Annotated in this window: 15 protein-coding genes and 1 riboswitch; of the genes, 3 read left to right on the top strand and 12 right to left on the bottom strand. The window is 29.6% G+C overall.

The annotated features are described in order from the left end of the window. Positions 1-123: 123 nt before the first annotated feature. Positions 124-234: riboswitch (TPP riboswitch) on the top strand. Between the two features lie 129 nt (positions 235-363). After that, on the top strand, positions 364-1,716 hold the full coding sequence (gene purF, locus AYC61_RS04345; protein WP_066497413.1) for an amidophosphoribosyltransferase: 1,353 nt from the start codon (positions 364-366) through the stop codon (positions 1,714-1,716). A gap of 20 nt (positions 1,717-1,736) precedes the next feature. Beyond that, positions 1,737-3,050, top strand: coding sequence for a phosphomethylpyrimidine synthase ThiC (gene thiC, locus AYC61_RS04340; protein ID WP_066497411.1), 1,314 nt, complete (start codon positions 1,737-1,739; stop codon positions 3,048-3,050). 447 nt (positions 3,051-3,497) lie between these two features. Here thiC and AYC61_RS04335 read toward each other — a convergent pair whose 3' ends face one another. The 5 genes from AYC61_RS04335 to AYC61_RS04325 all read right to left on the bottom strand — a co-directional run bounded on the left by AYC61_RS04335 (position 3,498) and on the right by AYC61_RS04325 (position 6,879). Then, positions 3,498-4,079: a hypothetical protein gene (locus tag AYC61_RS04335; RefSeq protein WP_066497401.1), complete on the bottom strand. Its 582-nt coding sequence runs from the start codon at positions 4,077-4,079 to the stop codon at positions 3,498-3,500. 180 nt (positions 4,080-4,259) lie between these two features. Further along, positions 4,260-4,403 (bottom strand): FeoB-associated Cys-rich membrane protein, encoded by a 144-nt coding sequence (locus AYC61_RS20575; RefSeq protein ID WP_082759777.1) that lies wholly within the window; start codon positions 4,401-4,403, stop codon positions 4,260-4,262. Between the two features lie 14 nt (positions 4,404-4,417). Continuing rightward, the gene (gene feoB, locus AYC61_RS04330; protein ID WP_066497398.1) at positions 4,418-6,448 is read right to left on the bottom strand and encodes a ferrous iron transport protein B; all 2,031 of its coding nucleotides are present in this window, start codon (positions 6,446-6,448) and stop codon (positions 4,418-4,420) included. Positions 6,449-6,512: 64 nt separating this feature from the next. Then, complete coding sequence (locus AYC61_RS21960) at positions 6,513-6,635, bottom strand: hypothetical protein (protein ID WP_275935212.1); 123 nt, start codon at positions 6,633-6,635, stop codon at positions 6,513-6,515. 22 nt (positions 6,636-6,657) lie between these two features. After that, positions 6,658-6,879 carry a FeoA family protein gene (locus AYC61_RS04325; protein ID WP_066497396.1) on the bottom strand — a complete coding sequence of 74 codons (222 nt, stop codon included), beginning with the start codon at positions 6,877-6,879 and terminating at the stop codon, positions 6,658-6,660. 718 nt (positions 6,880-7,597) lie between these two features. Between AYC61_RS04325 and AYC61_RS04320 the strand changes: the two genes are divergently transcribed. Continuing rightward, complete coding sequence (locus AYC61_RS04320; protein WP_066497395.1) at positions 7,598-9,211, top strand: PucR family transcriptional regulator; 1,614 nt, start codon at positions 7,598-7,600, stop codon at positions 9,209-9,211. A 91-nt stretch (positions 9,212-9,302) separates the two neighbouring features. On the opposite strand, the gene AYC61_RS04315 is transcribed toward AYC61_RS04320, so the two are convergent. The 7 genes from AYC61_RS04315 to AYC61_RS04285 all read right to left on the bottom strand — a co-directional run bounded on the left by AYC61_RS04315 (position 9,303) and on the right by AYC61_RS04285 (position 16,826). Then, complete coding sequence (locus AYC61_RS04315; protein ID WP_066497391.1) at positions 9,303-10,448, bottom strand: amidohydrolase family protein; 1,146 nt, start codon at positions 10,446-10,448, stop codon at positions 9,303-9,305. 67 nt (positions 10,449-10,515) lie between these two features. Continuing rightward, positions 10,516-11,658 (bottom strand): amidohydrolase, encoded by a 1,143-nt coding sequence (locus AYC61_RS04310; RefSeq protein ID WP_066497389.1) that lies wholly within the window; start codon positions 11,656-11,658, stop codon positions 10,516-10,518. A gap of 24 nt (positions 11,659-11,682) precedes the next feature. Then, a complete protein-coding gene (locus AYC61_RS04305) occupies positions 11,683-12,948 on the bottom strand; it encodes a M20 family metallopeptidase (protein ID WP_066497385.1) in 1,266 nt (421 codons plus the stop codon). A gap of 18 nt (positions 12,949-12,966) precedes the next feature. Continuing rightward, positions 12,967-13,935 (bottom strand): ABC transporter ATP-binding protein, encoded by a 969-nt coding sequence (locus AYC61_RS04300; RefSeq protein ID WP_066497382.1) that lies wholly within the window; start codon positions 13,933-13,935, stop codon positions 12,967-12,969. Further along, positions 13,935-14,939: an ABC transporter ATP-binding protein gene (locus AYC61_RS04295; protein WP_066497379.1), complete on the bottom strand. Its 1,005-nt coding sequence runs from the start codon at positions 14,937-14,939 to the stop codon at positions 13,935-13,937. Before AYC61_RS04295 ends, AYC61_RS04300 begins: the two co-directional genes overlap by 1 nt. A gap of 24 nt (positions 14,940-14,963) precedes the next feature. Beyond that, the gene (locus AYC61_RS04290) at positions 14,964-15,863 is read right to left on the bottom strand and encodes an ABC transporter permease (protein ID WP_066497378.1); all 900 of its coding nucleotides are present in this window, start codon (positions 15,861-15,863) and stop codon (positions 14,964-14,966) included. Next, positions 15,864-16,826 (bottom strand): ABC transporter permease, encoded by a 963-nt coding sequence (locus AYC61_RS04285; protein ID WP_066497376.1) that lies wholly within the window; start codon positions 16,824-16,826, stop codon positions 15,864-15,866. Positions 16,827-16,880: the final 54 nt, after the last annotated feature.

Raw genomic sequence — 16,880 nt, 5'->3', positions numbered from 1 at the left:
AGTAATTTAATAAAACCCGAATCATTTTTAGATTTAGTTAACATTTAGCATATAATTTAAAATTATAGATTGATTTCAAGATTTTTATATGTTATTATTTAAATGCACGATAAAAACTAAATATTTGAGAGCTAGGGGGGTTGGATAGGCCAGCTGAGATAAAGAACCTTTTAATTCTTTGACCCTTAACCTGATCTGGATAATACCAGCGTAGGAAAGCAAAATATATTTATTAATGATTATTAAGCATAAATCCTGTACTGGATTTGTGCTTTTTCTATTTTAAGTACAATTCTAATAGTACCCCTTCCTCTAGCTTTTCAATTTTTTCTTTATTTATGACATATGATTGGAGCCGTTAATATGATAAAACTAACTAAGCTAAAAGAAGAATGCGGAGTAATAGGTATTTATTCCACAGCTGCCGTTAATTTTAGGTCATTAATCTATACTGCTATGATGTCTCTTCAGCATAGAGGTGAAGACAGTGCAGGTGTTTCAATTAGTTCTTATGGCACCATAAAAAACTACAAATCTATTGGAAACACAAATGACTTATTTAATAAAATTAATGATCTTTCTTTAAAAGGTACCTCATGTATATCTCACGTAAGATATACTACTTTTGGAGATAATGTGATTGATAATGCTCAACCCATAAGTTCTGATGAAAATACATTGTCCATTGCTCATAATGGTAATATATATAATAGTCAACAATTGAAAAAGAAACTAATGGATAATGGCATAAAATTTAATACTACTAGTGATACTGAAGTAATTCTTAATTTATTTAAATGCAATAAACAACTTAATTTAAAAAATAGAATAATAGAATCTGTTAAAAGACTAAAAGGTGCATTTGCAATAGTTATGCTAATTAATGATAAACTTGTTGGTATAAGAGATCCATATGGAATAAGACCTCTTTTTTTAGGTAAACTTAATTCTAGCTACATACTCTCTTCTGAAACCTGTACCTTTAATGTTATAGGAGCAAACTATATACGTGAAATAAAAGCTGGTGAAATAGTTATAATTGATAATAATGATATACAATCTATAAATTATGCACATAAAAATCCAGCATTATGTGCATTTGAATACATCTATTTCTCAAGAACTGATAGTATGTTAAACAATAAAAATTTATATGAAGTAAGAGAAAATTTAGGTAAATGTCTTGCTAGTAAATATCATATTGAAGCTGATGTTGTAATAGGTGTTCCAGATTCTGGAGTACCTTCAGCTATAGGATATGCCCATGCATCAGGTATTACCTATAAATTAGGATTCACAAAAAATAATTATGTTGGTAGAACATTTATAAAACCAACTCAGCTTAAAAGACAAAAAGATTTAAATATAAAACTAAATATTATCAAAGAAGCTGTCATAGATAAAAAAGTTATAGTTGTAGATGATTCCATTGTTAGAGGCACTACAAGCAAAGCTATTGTAAGATCATTAAAAAAGGCAGGCGCAAAAGAAGTGCATTTATTAATTAGCTCTCCTAAAATAGATTACACCTGCAATTTAGGAGTAAATATTTCTACCAAAGAAGAGCTGTTGTCATACAAGAAGTGTATAAATGAAATGAAAGCCTTTTTAGATGTAAATACCTTAGGCTTTTTAGATATACATGATTTATATAAAACTTTTGAAACTAAAAGTATTTGTACAGGATGTTTTAATGGTATATATCCTAAACAATAAAATTTAAGGAGATGAATTTAATGAATTATACAACTCAAATGGATGCTGCAAAAAAAGGGATTTTAACTGAGCAAATGAAAGCTGTAGCAAAAAAAGAAAATATGGATACAGCTAAACTAATGGAGTTAGTTGCTAAGGGTAGAATAGCTATTCCTGCAAACAAAAACCATAAAAATTTAGAAGCTGAAGGAGTAGGCGAAGGATTACGCACAAAAATCAATGTAAATCTTGGAATTTCAAAAGATGCAAATGATATTGATTTAGAATTAGAAAAAGCTAAAGTAGCTATCGAGTTAAAAGCTGAATCCATAATGGATTTGAGTAATTTTGGTAAAACTAGAAAGTTTCGAAAAGAACTAATAGATATGTCTACAGCAATGATAGGTACTGTACCTGTATATGATGCTTTAGGCTTTTATGACAAAGAGTTAAAGGATATCAAAGCTTCAGAATTTCTTGATGTTGTAAAAACGCATGCTCAAGATGGAGTAGATTTTATGACTATACACGCTGGTATTAATAGAGAAACAGCTAAAACATTTAAAAGAAATCCAAGACTTATGAACATAGTATCAAGAGGCGGAGCTTTGATGTTTGCATGGATGCAGCTTAATGTAAAAGAAAATCCATTTTATGAGCATTTTGATGAGCTTTTAGATATTTGTGCTGAGTATGATGTAACTCTTAGTCTAGGAGATGCTTGCCGTCCAGGTGCAATAATGGATTCTACTGATGCTAGTCAAATTAAAGAACTTATAACTTTAGGTGAACTTACTAAAAGAGCATGGAAGAAAAATGTACAAGTTATAATTGAAGGTCCAGGACATATGGCACTTAATGAGATTGAAGGAAACATGATGCTTGAGAAAAAACTATGTCATGGAGCACCATTTTATGTTTTAGGGCCATTAGTTACTGATATAGCACCAGGTTACGATCATATTACAGGTGCAATAGGAGGAGCTATTGCCGCTGCTAATGGAGCAGATTTCTTATGCTATGTAACTCCTGCAGAGCATCTACGTCTACCATCACTTGATGACATGAAAGAAGGAATTATAGCTACAAGAATAGCTGCACATGCAGCAGACATAGCAAAAGGAATTCCTGGTGCAAGAGTGTGGGACAACAAGATGAGTTTTGCTAGACAAAAGCTTGATTGGGATACTATGTTTGAATTAGCTATAGATCCTGAAAAAGCAAAAAATTACAGATCCGAGTCAAAACCTGAAGATGAAAATTCATGCTCTATGTGTGGTAAAATGTGTGCTGTAAGAAATATAAATAAAGTTCTAAATGGTGAAGATTTAAATATTCTTAGAAATGATAAATAAACTGTATTTGTAATAATATATAAAAATAGTATTATTAAAAACTATCAAGTTGCAATTCCAAATACAATTAATGCCAAAATCTAAATTTAATATTACATCAGTATTACGATAAAAAGACCAAAATGTTTACATTAAATAACCAGTATAGTTACTAGGAGGCATGCAGGGTTTCTTTCTAAGGAACATTGGTGCGCGTGTTTTTTCCTTTCGCTTCTAATAAGAAAAAACACGTACATCACCGTGACGAGAAAGATTCCTGCATGCCTCCCACACACATAGTAAAGAGCTAAAACAAATTTATTATTGCTTATTCTACATTACTATAAAAGATAAGAATTACCTTAGAAGATGATTTTCTGTATAGAAAAATCATCTTTCTTTAATTACATTGGATAACTATAATAATTACAACTATATATACTATAATGATATAAGCCATGAATAAGATTAATTGCTTACTTCAATATTTCCCTCTAAACCGTCATATTTATTATCAAATTCAATTAATAAAGTATTAATTTCATCAATAGTCATGTTTTTAATTCCTATACCTTTATCATCTTCTGATGAATACATATTATCTCTAATTTTTATTAAATTTACTTTTAGCTCTTTTAAAAAAGTTATTTCATTATTTGAAATTACCCCATCTTCCATAAAGCTTTCACACGTACTATATTCACTATCAAACCCTTCATCTATAATTATACTGACTATATTAAATCCACTCATAAATGAATAATGTATATCATTATCAATAAAGCGTTTTGCATGATATGTAATGTAATCGAGTTCTGAAAGACTTTCTATAACTCTTTCAATATTATGCTTTTGTACTCTTTCCATATCTGAAAAACCTGAAAGAAATGTAATACAATTATTGATTTCACAATACATTTGATTAATAAAATTTCCTTTATGCTCTATATAGTTCATGTAATTAAAAACCTGCATGCAAACTGATATAAATAATGCAAAACTTAATATAATACAAATATACTTGTACCTTTTCCTAGGCTTATCATTCATTGTAATAACCTCCTGTAAAGTTTAAATTTGCTATTTAGTAATATAGTACTATTTTATATTAAAGACAAACACACATACAAGCATTAACAAAAATGATTTACCAAGGGCTATTTTTTTCTGATTAAAAGAAAAAAGATTAACTTATAATTCAAAGTTAATCTTTTTTTATTTATCATATTATTATTCATGTCTACTGCTGCAATTAAAACTACAACTGCTGCAATCTGAGCATGTATGCTTTCCAGATGCTATCTGTTTTGTTTTTCTATATATTATAAATGCAGCAAATCCTATTACAACTGCTCCTATTATAAATGTGTACATAAAATATCAACTCCCTATAAAAATATCAAACTACCTACTTGATATACCAACAATGCAACAACCCAAGCTACAAGAAATTGATATATTACTGAAAAAGCTGTCCATTTCCATGAATTTGTCTCTTTCTTGATAGTACCTATTACAGCTATGCATGGTGTATAAAGAAGCACAAATACCATGAATGCATAAGCAGCTACTTGATTAAAGGCTTCCTTTAATGTGACTGCCAAAACTCCTGCATTTCCTTCAATTGCTGCTTCTGCTACCCCTTCTCCCAATCCATATACAATAGCCATATTACTTATTACAATTTCTTTAGCTGAAATACCAGTTATTAATGACAATGTAGCTTGCCAACTTCCAAAGCCTAATGGTTTAAATATAGGTGCAATAAATTTACCTATAGAAGCTCCTATACTGTTTGTTATTTCAGTAGCTCCTGAGAAATTATATCCAAGTATAAACCAAATAATTATTGATGCTGCAAATATAACTGTACCTGCTTTAACAATATAGCCTTTCGCTTTTTCCCAAACATTTAATAATACCCCTTTTACTGAAGGTATTCTATAAGGAGGTAATTCCATAACAAAAGGAGCACTTTCTCCTTTGAACAATGTTTTTTTGAATATTAATCCTACCAATATAGCAATAATAATTCCTAATATATATAATGAAAAAATTACAATACTCTCATTTTCTTTAAAAAACACTGATGTAAATAACACATAAACAGGTAATCTCGCTCCACATGACATAAATGGATTTATTAAAATAGCTAACAATCTGTCCTTTTCATTTTCAAGTGTTCTTGTACTCATAATAGCTGGAACATTACAACCAAAGCCCATTACCATTGGTAAAAATGCTTTTCCGCTTAATCCTATCTTTCTCATGAATTTATCCATTATAAATGCAACTCTAGCCATATAACCACTTGACTCTAAAATAGATATAAAGAAAAATAGTAATGCTATATTGGGTAAAAAAGTTAAAACTCCACCTACTCCACCTATAACTCCATCAACAATTAAAGATTGTAACCAACCAGCTACATTTAAATCTTCTAAAACTGCTCTGACTGCTCCTGATATAGTTTCATTAAAGAAAATATCTATTTTATCTAAAAATATATTCCCTATATTAAATGTAACATAAAATACTAAAAACATTAATCCTGCAAAAATAGGTATTCCCAAAATTCTGTTAGTAAGTACTTTATCAATTTTATCTGAAGTTGTTAATTGCTCTAATTTAGGCCTGCTTACAGACTTAGATAGTATTTTATTTATAATAACATATCTTTCTTCTGCTAACATGGAATCAAAATCATTCTCCTCAATTACCACATCTGACGCAGCTGAAACTTCATCTATTTTTTGTTCTTTTAAAGCTTCCATTACTTTTTCATCATTTTCCAATACTTTGATAGCTATCCATCTGGAATTGTATTTATTACTCAAACTAGCATTATGTGTTTCTAATTTTTTAATCGTATTATTTATTTCATTTTCTATATTCTTGCTATAAACTATATTAGCTTTATTAATTACAGTTTTCCCTTGCATATGATTATATAAAGTTTCTTTTAAATCATCTAAACCTGTTTTTTTGGTAGCTACAATAGGTATAACAGGAACCCCCAGAGCCTTTGACAGTTTTTTTTCATCAATTTTATAACCTCTTTTTTGTGCTACATCCATCATGTTTAGAGCAACTATTACAGGTTTGTTAAGCTCTAATAACTGCATTGTTAAATATAGATTCCTTTCAATATTGGATGCATCTACAATATTTACTATAACATCAGGATTTTCATCTAATATATAATTCCTTGCTATAATTTCTTCAATTGAATATGGTGACATGCTGTATATACCTGGTAAATCCACAACTTTTACATCATCATCTTTAATTTTTAGTGTTCCTTCCTTTTTTTCTACAGTAACTCCCGGCCAATTTCCTATATGCTGTCTTGCTCCTGTCAAAGCATTAAATAGTGTTGTCTTACCACAATTAGGATTACCAGTTAAAACAATCTTCAAAGAATTCCCCTCCTTTTATTGCCGATATCGATATCCATTATCATTGTATTGTCAAAAAATTTATTCACCAATAATTTTTTCTAAGTGTTAAACTATAACCTATTACCTTTATTTCTACTGGATCTCGTAAGGATACTACTTTCTCAACTAAAGCTTTACTACCTTTAATAAGACCCATACCCATCATTCTTCTTGTAACTATACCTCATTTAAACACATTCAACCATTATTTTGTTACTTATACCTGCTCCCAAAACAACTTTCGAACCTCTTATATTTACAACTGTTGCTCCACTCATATAACCAAATAAAACTTTTATTTCAACACCATTTGTTAATCCCATATCACTTAATTTCTTTTTAAGTTTCGATCCTGAATATATAGCTTTAAGTTTAACTGTTTTACCATTTTCAACCATATTAAGTGGCATAAGTCTCACTCCTTTTTATAATCCCAGATTATTCATAGAAAATTTTGAGTAGTGAACCCAAATCTTGATTTGGTGTGAATCACTTACTCCTATGAAGGAACTGAATAGGAGATACATTAATAAGGTTCCTTCTGTTTATAAGATATCATTAAATTCTCGACATACCAACTCGGTATGCCTTCGAATTCACTGAAATCTTCTAATTCAAAACTATACAGCATATTATTCAACGTTATATGAACAATCAGGGATAAAATATAATACGAACTATCGCAATTGATAATTATTCTCAATTACATTTTAACAAATAACTTTGCTTTTGTAAAGATTTTTTTCTCATATTTTTTTCTTTTCTTCTTTTTCAAAAATATTATCCTTGAATTTATTATGAATTTTAATTAAACTTAAAAATAAATGGTTTAAAATAATCTATATATTACCCCAGATTATTCATAGAAAATTATGAGTAGTGAACCCAAATCTTGATTTTGAGCAGGGAACTAAAATCTATGATTTTATGTGAGTCGCTTACTCATATGAATAGAATGAATAGGAGATACATTAATAAGGTTCCTTCTGATTATAAGAATTCCATTAAATTCTCGACATACCAATTCGGTATGCCTTCGAATTCATTGGAATCTTCTAATTCAAAATTATACAACATACTATTCAAAGTTATATGAATAATCAGGGATTATTATGCGAAGGTGATGAAATGCAACTAAATAATCTTGAATATAAACTAATAAAAATTAATAATGTTGATTACAATAAATGTAATTATGAATCATTTACATTTCTATTTTTCCTAGAAAATAATTTTTGGGTGAAAAACAATGATTTTGTTTTCGTAGTATTGAAATATATACCAAAAAACTTGAGAAATGAATTTTTTAAATCATTATGCAATAAAAATATCAGTGCTTGCTGTATTATTTATAATGATAAAAATGACTTTTTAGATTCCTCATTAATAAATTTATTCGAGTTTTATAATGTACCATTATTTAGTATTTACAGTGAAATAACTGATGAACTATTTACAAAACATATATATAACATTATTAAAGAAAAAAACAAAGCTCAGTTTTTCAATCAACAATTAAAAAACAATCTAATTGCTCTTATGAACTCAACTCAAATAAGTAAAAAAATACTTGTTAATATATTAGGCTTTTTTTTACAAAGAGAGTGTTTTCTTTTATCTAAACAATTGAATTTGATCCATCATTCTATTTATAACATTAGTTTTTTAGAAGATAACTTATATAACAATAAAGACTGGAAGCAAAATTTATCTAATATTAACAATGATAATTGTAAACCACTTTCACCTTATAAATTTTATATAAAAGATGAAGAATTTTTATGTTTTCCCATTAATGCATATAGTAATATTTTAGGGTATTTTTGTATCAAAAATAATCACTTTCTATATGGTCAATTAGATATACCTTTTATCGCAGACATACTCCCTAATTTTACTGTATGTATGATTAATAAATATAAAAACGAACTTATTTATAATAAATCACTGAAGGAATATTTACAAAGTGTATTATATGGTTTATTTACTGAAGAATCCACTATCAAAAGAGAAACTGAATATTTTAATCTAAAATATAATTTAGATAGATATGTTTGGATATTAAAGATTGAAAATGTTAATAACTCACAAAAAATAAATGACAACCAAATGCCTATATCCATAATAAATGATATTAAAAACTATTTACAAAATTGTTTTAAAGATAATTTATTTTTAACAGAAAAAGGTCAAATTGTATCCATACACATAAAAGATGAAAAGCATAATAGAATGATGCCTGAAAAACTACAAACATTAATATATAATCTAAAACATCAATACCCACAATATGAATTTATAATTGGTATTAGCAGAGGTTACAGTGACATACCTCAATTAAAATATGCCTATCAGGACGCAATATTCAGCTTAAGGATGGGGAGAACGTATTGTCCTGATAATGATAAAATTTTCTGTTACGATGATTTATTAATATACCACTTTCTTCATCAGCAAAAAGATAATCCAATATTAGAAAGGCTTTATTTAAATACTATAAGTAAGATTAAGGCATATGATTATGAAAAACAAGAAGAATTATATTTGACTATAAATACTTTAATTAAATATAATTTTAATTTGAAGCTAACCTATGAGCAATTATATATTCATAGAAATACACTTTATAAGCGTATAAAAAAAATAGAAAAAATCATAGGTCTATCTATGAACAACGCAGAAACTAAATTATGGCTTCAGTTAGGAATAAAATTGGATCATATTTATACCATTTTAAATTAGAGATTAAATGTATATAAAAATGAGTAATCTCATGTATTTTTTATCTAAGTACATAAGATTACTCATCACATAAAAATAAAAAACTTAATTTTTATGAGCAAGCTGTTAACTCTCCATTTAATATAGTCATAACAACCTTAGCCATACTATTAATAGGATTATCATCAAATACTATTATATCAGCATCTTTTCCTACCTTAATACTACCAATTCTATCATCTAAACCTAAAATTTTGGCTGGATCAATAGTCACACTTTTTAAAACATTTATATGAGACATTCCTGCTTTAGCATATATACCTGCTGATATCATCAATAAACTTGATATTACATCAGGGTAATTACTTGCAACTGCTGTAGTTATGCCACAACCTGATAGAATCTTTCCTGAAGAATCTTTTCTATTTATTAGGTCATAACTTGATTTATCTGTTAAACACGAACCTAATATAACAGGTATGTTATATTTCTTTAACACTTCCCTCACTAAATAAGCTTCTGTTCCATAATTTATTACTACTCTTATATTAAATTCATTACCTATATTTACAGCAGCTAATATATCTTGTGCCTTATGAGCTGTGATTTTTAATGGTACCTCATTGTTAAATATGCTTTCAAAGGCATCATATTTAGCATTATATTCTAGGTAACTTATACTTTTGTTTTTCTTATTTTCTAAATAATCTCTAGCTTCAATTAATGTTCTTCTTAGTAAACTAATTATTCCCATTCTGGATAAAGGAGTTTCTTGTTTACCTTGATTCCATTTCTTTGGACTATCGCCTAATACAATATGTAAGTCTACAAAATCCTTTACAAGCATCTCTTCTAATGAACTATTTTTAGTTTTAATCGCGCAGCTTTGGCTACCGATTACATTCATTTTACCCGATGTTATAACTGCTGTTGTTACACCATTTTTTAATGCATCATTAAACCCATTATCCCATATATAAATTCCATCTTTTGTTTTCAAATCTGATAATATTAGTTCATTCTTTTCATTAATATCATCGCCTACTAGCTTCTTACCCTCTTCTATTAAGCCTATACTAGAACATGCATCTATTAAGCCTGGTATAACAATTTTTCCACTTAAATCTATTTTTTTAGCATTTTCGCAAGATATATCTTCTTCAATCTTTAGTATTTTCCCATCACTTATCAATATGTCTGTATTAATAGCTTCATCTGTTTCCATAGTGTAAACTAAACCGTTTTTTAATAATAACATGATTATTCACCTTTTCGTATAAATTGGTTAATAACTGTCCAAATTACTTATGAAAAAAATATACCATTTAATTATTTCTGGTATATTCAATTTCACCATTTATCATTGTTACACAAACCTTAGATTGTAACTCTAGAGGATTTCCATCATATATGACTATGTCAGCATCTTTGTCTTCTTTTATACTTCCTACTCTATCATCTATTTCTAGAGCTCTAGCAGGATTAATAGTTACCATTTTCAATGCTTCTATATAATCTAACCCATTTTTAACCAAAACACCTATTGAAGTCAATAAATATTTAGCATTGGCAAAAGGGTGGTCAGATATTATTGAAATGTTACAACCAACATCTGAAAGTACCTTCGCAGTCTCTATATTACCATCTTTAAGTTCAGATTTTGATTTAAACATCAATAGTGGCCCAAGTAATATCGGACAATTTTTATTTTTTAGCTGATCTACTATTTTTATCCCTTCTGTACAATGATCTAAGGTATATTTCAAGTTATATTTTTCCGCAATTCTAATACCTGTTAAAATATCATCAGCTCTATGTGCATGAATTTTTAATGGGATTTCCTTTTTTAAAACAGGCACAAAAGGTTCTAAATCATAATCCACTTTTACTTTACCTTTTTCTCTTTCATTTAAATATAAGCTAGCTTTCTGCAATGCCTCGTCTAAAACCTTAGCAGTAGACATCCTGCTTGATGGACTCTTTCCTATAGAACCATAAACATTTTTAGGATTTTCACCAAATGCAACCTTCAAAGCAGCATATTTGTTTATAACCATTTCATCTACAGAATTACCTTTTGTTTTTAGTATAGCCGCTTGACCACCTATAACATTTCCACTACCAGGTGGTGTCATAACAGTAGTTATACCAACTTCTATAGCTTCGCCAAAACAAGGGTCAAAGGGATTTATACCATCAATAGCTCTCATTGTCTGAGTTGCTGGCTCTGTACATTCATTAGCATCATTTCCATTTTGAGTATTTGTCCACATACCTATATGACTATGTGCATCAATAAATCCTGGAAAAACATTTTTACCTTCAGCATCAATAACTTTATCAACTTTATCATTAACTAGTTTTTCGCCAACGCGTTCTATTTTGTCATCTTTAACTAATATATCACCCTTAAAAAAATCGCCCTTCTCTGAATCAAATATATAACCATCTTTAATTAAAGTAAGCATATAATATCACCAATCCACTTAAATTTACTCAAGTTCTAATAAATCTGCAAATATTCCCATATAAACCTTAGCAGCATTTATTACGTCTTCAATATCTACTGTCTCATTATATGAATGTATACCTTCAGTATTAGCAGGACCATATTGGATAGTAGGTATATTAGCATATCTATAATATCTTGCATCACTTGAAGCCCATTGATATGCTGGCACTACTTTTTTACCCCATATATATTCTGCATTCTCTACAGCAGATTTTACTATATCAGAATTAACATCTGTAAAATTTGCTTCTGAATTCCAGTTGAATTTATATTCAACATCCTCAATATTTAGTTTTTTCATTATATCTTCAAATTTATCAACAACGTCTTGAATCTTAACACCAATAGGAACTCTAATATCCATAACCACTTCACAAAAATCTGCAACCATATTTGCCTTTGTACCGCCATTTATTGTACCAACATTAACTGTTACATGATCAATAACATTTTCTACTCCTTCAGCTTTCAAAGCATCTCTTGCTATACGTTTTGAATCAGCTAAGACTTGTTTTTGATTTTCGTTAAATTTACCTTCTAACTCTCTTAGTTTCTCTATATGATTCAGTATCTTTGTTGCTTTCAATATAGCATTTTCACCAACATAGTTTCCTATACTTCCATGTGCTGATTTACCATGTACTTTTAAATCAATCCACAAAGACCCTTTTTGTCCAACTTCACAATTATTATAGCTTGTAGGCTCTGCTATTAAACATGCATCTGCACCATCTGCATATCCATTTTCAACAAGCCATTTAGTTCCTTCTTTACCGCTAGTTTCTTCGTCAGGAACTACATGAAGCATTGCTTTACCTTTCATGTTTATTTTTTCTTTAGCTAAAACCTTCATAACAAACATTAATGCTCCTAAGCCTGCCTTCATATCAGATGTTCCTCTACCTAGAATAAGCTTATCTGTTATAGTTCCACAAAATGGATCAAAATCCCATTTGGATCTATCGCCAGCTGGCACAACATCACAATGTCCATTCATAACAAGAGTTTTTCCTTTTCCTTCGCCCATTGCAGCTATAACATTAGGTTTATCAGCTTTAGGTCTCACTATATCATATTTTATATCCGCTTCACCTAAATAGCTAGTTATAAAACTAACAACTTCCTCCATATCTCCTGGTGGGTTTTCACTTGGTATTTTAATTAAATTTGAAACCAAATTTAATAGTTCATCTTTATTATCGTCAACTAATTTCCATAGTTTTTCTTTTATAGCTTGATTTTTCATATTTATCACTCCAATCTATTATTTATATAATATACATGCTACCTCATGTCCATCTTTTACATCAGATAATTGTGGTACTATCTTTTTACATTCGTCTACACAATTTGGACATCTAGATGAAAATGGACAACCCGGCGGTAGATTAAGCGGACTAGGTATTTCCCCTTCTAATAATATTTTCTGCTTCTTCTCCAAAGGATTTTCAGGAGGTATAGCAGAGAACAATGCCTTTGTATATGGATGTAATGGCTTTTCATAAATATCTTCAGATTTACCTATTTCAACAATTTTTCCAAGATACATAATCGCAATTCTGTCACTAATATATTTAACCACACTTAAATCATGTGAAATAAACAAGTAGGTCAAATTAAGTCTCTTTTGTAAATCTTTAAGAAGATTTAAAACTTGAGCCTGTACTGAAACATCTAAAGCTGATACAGGTTCATCACATACTATTAATTTTGGATCTAGTGACAATGCTCTTGCAATATTAATTCTTTGTCTCTGTCCACCGCTAAACTCATGAGGATATCTTGTAGCATGATATTTGGTAAGACCAACAAGCTCTAATAACTCAATAACTTTTTCTTTTCTCTCTTTTGCAGTACCCATATTATGAATTATCATTGGTTCTTCAATGATGCTTCCAGTAGTTTTTCTAGGGTCTAAAGAAGAATAAGGGTCTTGAAAAATAATCTGTATATCCTTCCTCATTTTTTTCATTTCATTATCAGATATTTTGGTTAATGAAACATCTTTATACAAGACATTGCCAGATGTAGGTTCTATAAGCCTTATAATACTTCTTCCTAAAGTAGATTTCCCACAACCTGATTCTCCTATAATTCCTACCGTTTCACCTTCATATACTTCAAATGACACATTATTTACGGCTTTTAATCTTTTTGGGGGACCAAATAATTTATCGCTTTTTATATTAAATATTTTTGTTAAGTTTTCAACACTTAGTATAGCTTCTTTCATTATAATTCCCCCCTCTTTAATAATTGCTGGCCTACTTTTTGAAAATGACATGCTACAAAATGACCTTCTTCTATCTCTATAAGCTCAGGAACTTTATTTTTACAAATATCCTTAGCGTATGGACAACGATTATAGAAATTACATCTATCACCTGTAAGCTTTAAATCTGGTGGAGTTCCTTTAATAGCTTTTAGTGGCTCATCAGGATTATCGCTTAGCTTAGGCATAGAACCTAACAATCCCCATGTATAAGGATGTAGCGGATTTTGATATAATCTTTTTACATCTGTGTATTCTACAGTTTTGCCTGCATACATAACCATTACATCATCACACATATCCCATACAATACCTAAATTGTGCGTAATCAACATAATAGATGTACCAAGCTTATTTTGCAAATCTTTCAATAAATCTAAAACCTGTGCTTGTACTGTAACATCTAATGCAGTTGTCGGTTCATCAGCAATAATCATTTTGGGCTTACATATTATTGCCATAGCAATAATAACCCTTTGTCTCATTCCACCTGAAAACTCATGTGGATAACAATTCAATCTTTTCTCAGCTTCTGAAATTCCAACCATTTCCAAAGCTTCTAATGCCATCTTTTTTGCCTGAGCCTTCGTTACATTTTGATGAATTTTAATAACTTCCATTATTTGATGTCCTATTGTAAATACAGGATCTAAGGAAGTCATTGGGTCTTGAAAAATCATAGATATGTCTTTACCTCTTATATTTAACATATCCTTATCTTCAAGCTTCAATAAATCTCTACCTTCAAATATAATCTCTCCGTCAACTATCTTACCTATAGGTTTTGGTACTAATCTCATTATAGAAGAAGCAGTTACACTTTTACCAGAACCAGATTCTCCAACAATACCTATAGTTTTGCCTTTTTTTATACTAAAGCTTACTCCATCAACAGCTTTTGCAACTCCTGTTGACAGATAGAAATATGTTTTTAGATTATTAATTTTAATAATATCTTGCTCCATTTAATCACCTCCATGTCATTAATACTATCTTTTCATTTTAGGGTCTAAAACGTCTCTTATACCATCACCTAATAGATTAAAACCTAATACTGTTACTAAGATTGCAATACCTGAATAAGTGGCAATATGAGGTGCTGTTATCAAAGAATCTTTTCCTGCTCTAAGGATAGTTCCCCATGATGCTGTTGGAGGCTGAATTCCTAATCCCAAAAAACTAAGTGCTGCTTCTGATATTATTGAACCTGCAACATTTAATGTAGCAAAAACGATAATTGGCGAAATACTATTCGGTAAAATATGACTAAACAAAAGCCTTATATCTGATGCACCTATAGCTCTTACTGCTTGGCAGTACTCTTCTTTTTTTACTATGTGTACTTGTCCTCTAACAATACGTGCATAACTAGGTACATTGGCAATACCTATAGCTAAAATAACATTCTTTAATCCATCTCCTAAAACAGTCATAAGTACTATAGCTAATAACACAAAAGGAAATGCAAACATTCCATCCATAAGTCTCATTATTATGGTATCTACGATTCCTCCCTTGAAACCAGAGAATAATCCAAGCAGTATTCCAATAGCCCCACCAACCATCATTCCTCCAACGGCAACAATTAATGATACTCTGGAACCATAAATAATTCTACTTAATAAATCTCGTCCATATTCATCAGTTCCTAATATATGACCATCAACACCTGGTTTTGCGTAAGTATTTACAAGATCCATCTTATTAGGAGCATAAGGTGCTATCCATTGAGCTAACAAAGCCATAAGAATCATTGTTATAACAATGACTAAACCAATCATTGCAGTTTTGTTTCTTTTAAACATATTCCAAGCACTATTTGCTTTTCTTTCTTTTTTTATCATTTCTTCTTGCTTTTTCATATCTAATATATCATTGTTTACTGTCATTTATTCTCCTCCTTTTCCTGCTTCGTAAGAAACCTTTGGATTCAAATATAAATATGCAATATCTACTATTAAGTTAATTACTACGTATATTAAAGCAACAAATAATACTGTACTCTGAATAAGTGCATAATCCCTGTTACTGATTGCATCAACTATTAGTTTACCCATCCCCGGCCAACTAAATATAGTTTCAGTAAGTATTGCACCAGCAAGCAAGCTGGACATTTGTAATCCTATTACTGTTATTATTGGAGGAAGAGCATTTTTCAAAGCATGTTTCCATACAACAATTTTTTCTTTTAGTCCTTTAGATCTCAAAGCTTTTATATAATCCTGTTTAATTATTTCTAACATGCTTGATCTTGTAATTCTTGCAAAAGTAGCTGCAGGAATTGTTGCCAAACAGATACTTGGTAAAATATAATGACTTACTAAGTCCCATAATCCGTTATCAATGCTTCCCATTCCTATCGAAGGAAGCCAAGCCAATTTAACACTAAATACTAATACCATCATCAATCCTAACCAAAATATAGGCATAGAAACTCCAACTAAAGCTGCAATCATAGATATATAATCAAAAAATGAATATTGCTTGGTTGCAGATATAATTCCTACTGGAACACCTATAATAAGAGCTATAATTATTGCAACTAAACTTAGTGATAAAGTATTTGGAAATTTTTCCGTTATTAATTTAACTACTGATTCATTATAATAATAAGATTTTCCTAAGTCACCCTTAAGAATGTCTTTTAAGTACATGAAATACTGCTGAGATATACTTTTATTAAGTCCTAATTCTTCACGCAAATCATTTACAGCTTCAACTGGAGCTTGAGGTCCTAACATAACAGCTGCTGGATCACCCGGTATCATTCTTGTTATAACAAAAATGATAGTTACAACAATAAATAAAATAGGTATAATCTGCAAAAATCTTTTCAATATTGTTTTTAGCATTGTTTCACCTCCACTTGTGTTTTTGAAATTGAAAAAAAACTGGATTGTTTCAAA

The sequence above is a fragment of the Abyssisolibacter fermentans genome, assembly GCF_001559865.1.
GTDB lineage: Bacteria > Bacillota > Clostridia > Tissierellales > MCWD3 > Abyssisolibacter > Abyssisolibacter fermentans.
The sequence above is the reverse complement of the archived record's forward strand: the minus strand, read 5'-3'. Positions and strand labels throughout refer to the sequence as shown.

Bases quoted from the DNA above. Each gene is read 5' to 3' on its own strand.
- AYC61_RS04305 (WP_066497385.1), bottom strand. From the start codon at position 12,948: ATGAAAAATCAAGCTATAAAAGAAAAACTATGGAAATTAGTTGACGAT.
- AYC61_RS04320 (WP_066497395.1), top strand. From the start codon at position 7,598: ATGCAACTAAATAATCTTGAATATAAACTAATAAAAATTAATAATGTT.
- AYC61_RS04295 (WP_066497379.1), bottom strand. From the start codon at position 14,939: ATGGAGCAAGATATTATTAAAATTAATAATCTAAAAACATATTTCTAT.
- AYC61_RS04310 (WP_066497389.1), bottom strand. From the start codon at position 11,658: ATGCTTACTTTAATTAAAGATGGTTATATATTTGATTCAGAGAAGGGC.
- AYC61_RS04290 (WP_066497378.1), bottom strand. From the start codon at position 15,863: ATGACAGTAAACAATGATATATTAGATATGAAAAAGCAAGAAGAAATG.
- thiC (WP_066497411.1), top strand. From the start codon at position 1,737: ATGAATTATACAACTCAAATGGATGCTGCAAAAAAAGGGATTTTAACT.
- purF (WP_066497413.1), top strand. From the start codon at position 364: ATGATAAAACTAACTAAGCTAAAAGAAGAATGCGGAGTAATAGGTATT.
- AYC61_RS04315 (WP_066497391.1), bottom strand. From the start codon at position 10,448: ATGTTATTATTAAAAAACGGTTTAGTTTACACTATGGAAACAGATGAA.
- AYC61_RS04285 (WP_066497376.1), bottom strand. From the start codon at position 16,826: ATGCTAAAAACAATATTGAAAAGATTTTTGCAGATTATACCTATTTTA.
- AYC61_RS21960 (WP_275935212.1), bottom strand. From the start codon at position 6,635: ATGATGGGTATGGGTCTTATTAAAGGTAGTAAAGCTTTAGTTGAGAAA.
- AYC61_RS04325 (WP_066497396.1), bottom strand. From the start codon at position 6,879: ATGCCACTTAATATGGTTGAAAATGGTAAAACAGTTAAACTTAAAGCT.
- AYC61_RS04335 (WP_066497401.1), bottom strand. From the start codon at position 4,079: ATGAATGATAAGCCTAGGAAAAGGTACAAGTATATTTGTATTATATTA.
- AYC61_RS04300 (WP_066497382.1), bottom strand. From the start codon at position 13,935: ATGAAAGAAGCTATACTAAGTGTTGAAAACTTAACAAAAATATTTAAT.
- AYC61_RS20575 (WP_082759777.1), bottom strand. From the start codon at position 4,403: ATGTACACATTTATAATAGGAGCAGTTGTAATAGGATTTGCTGCATTT.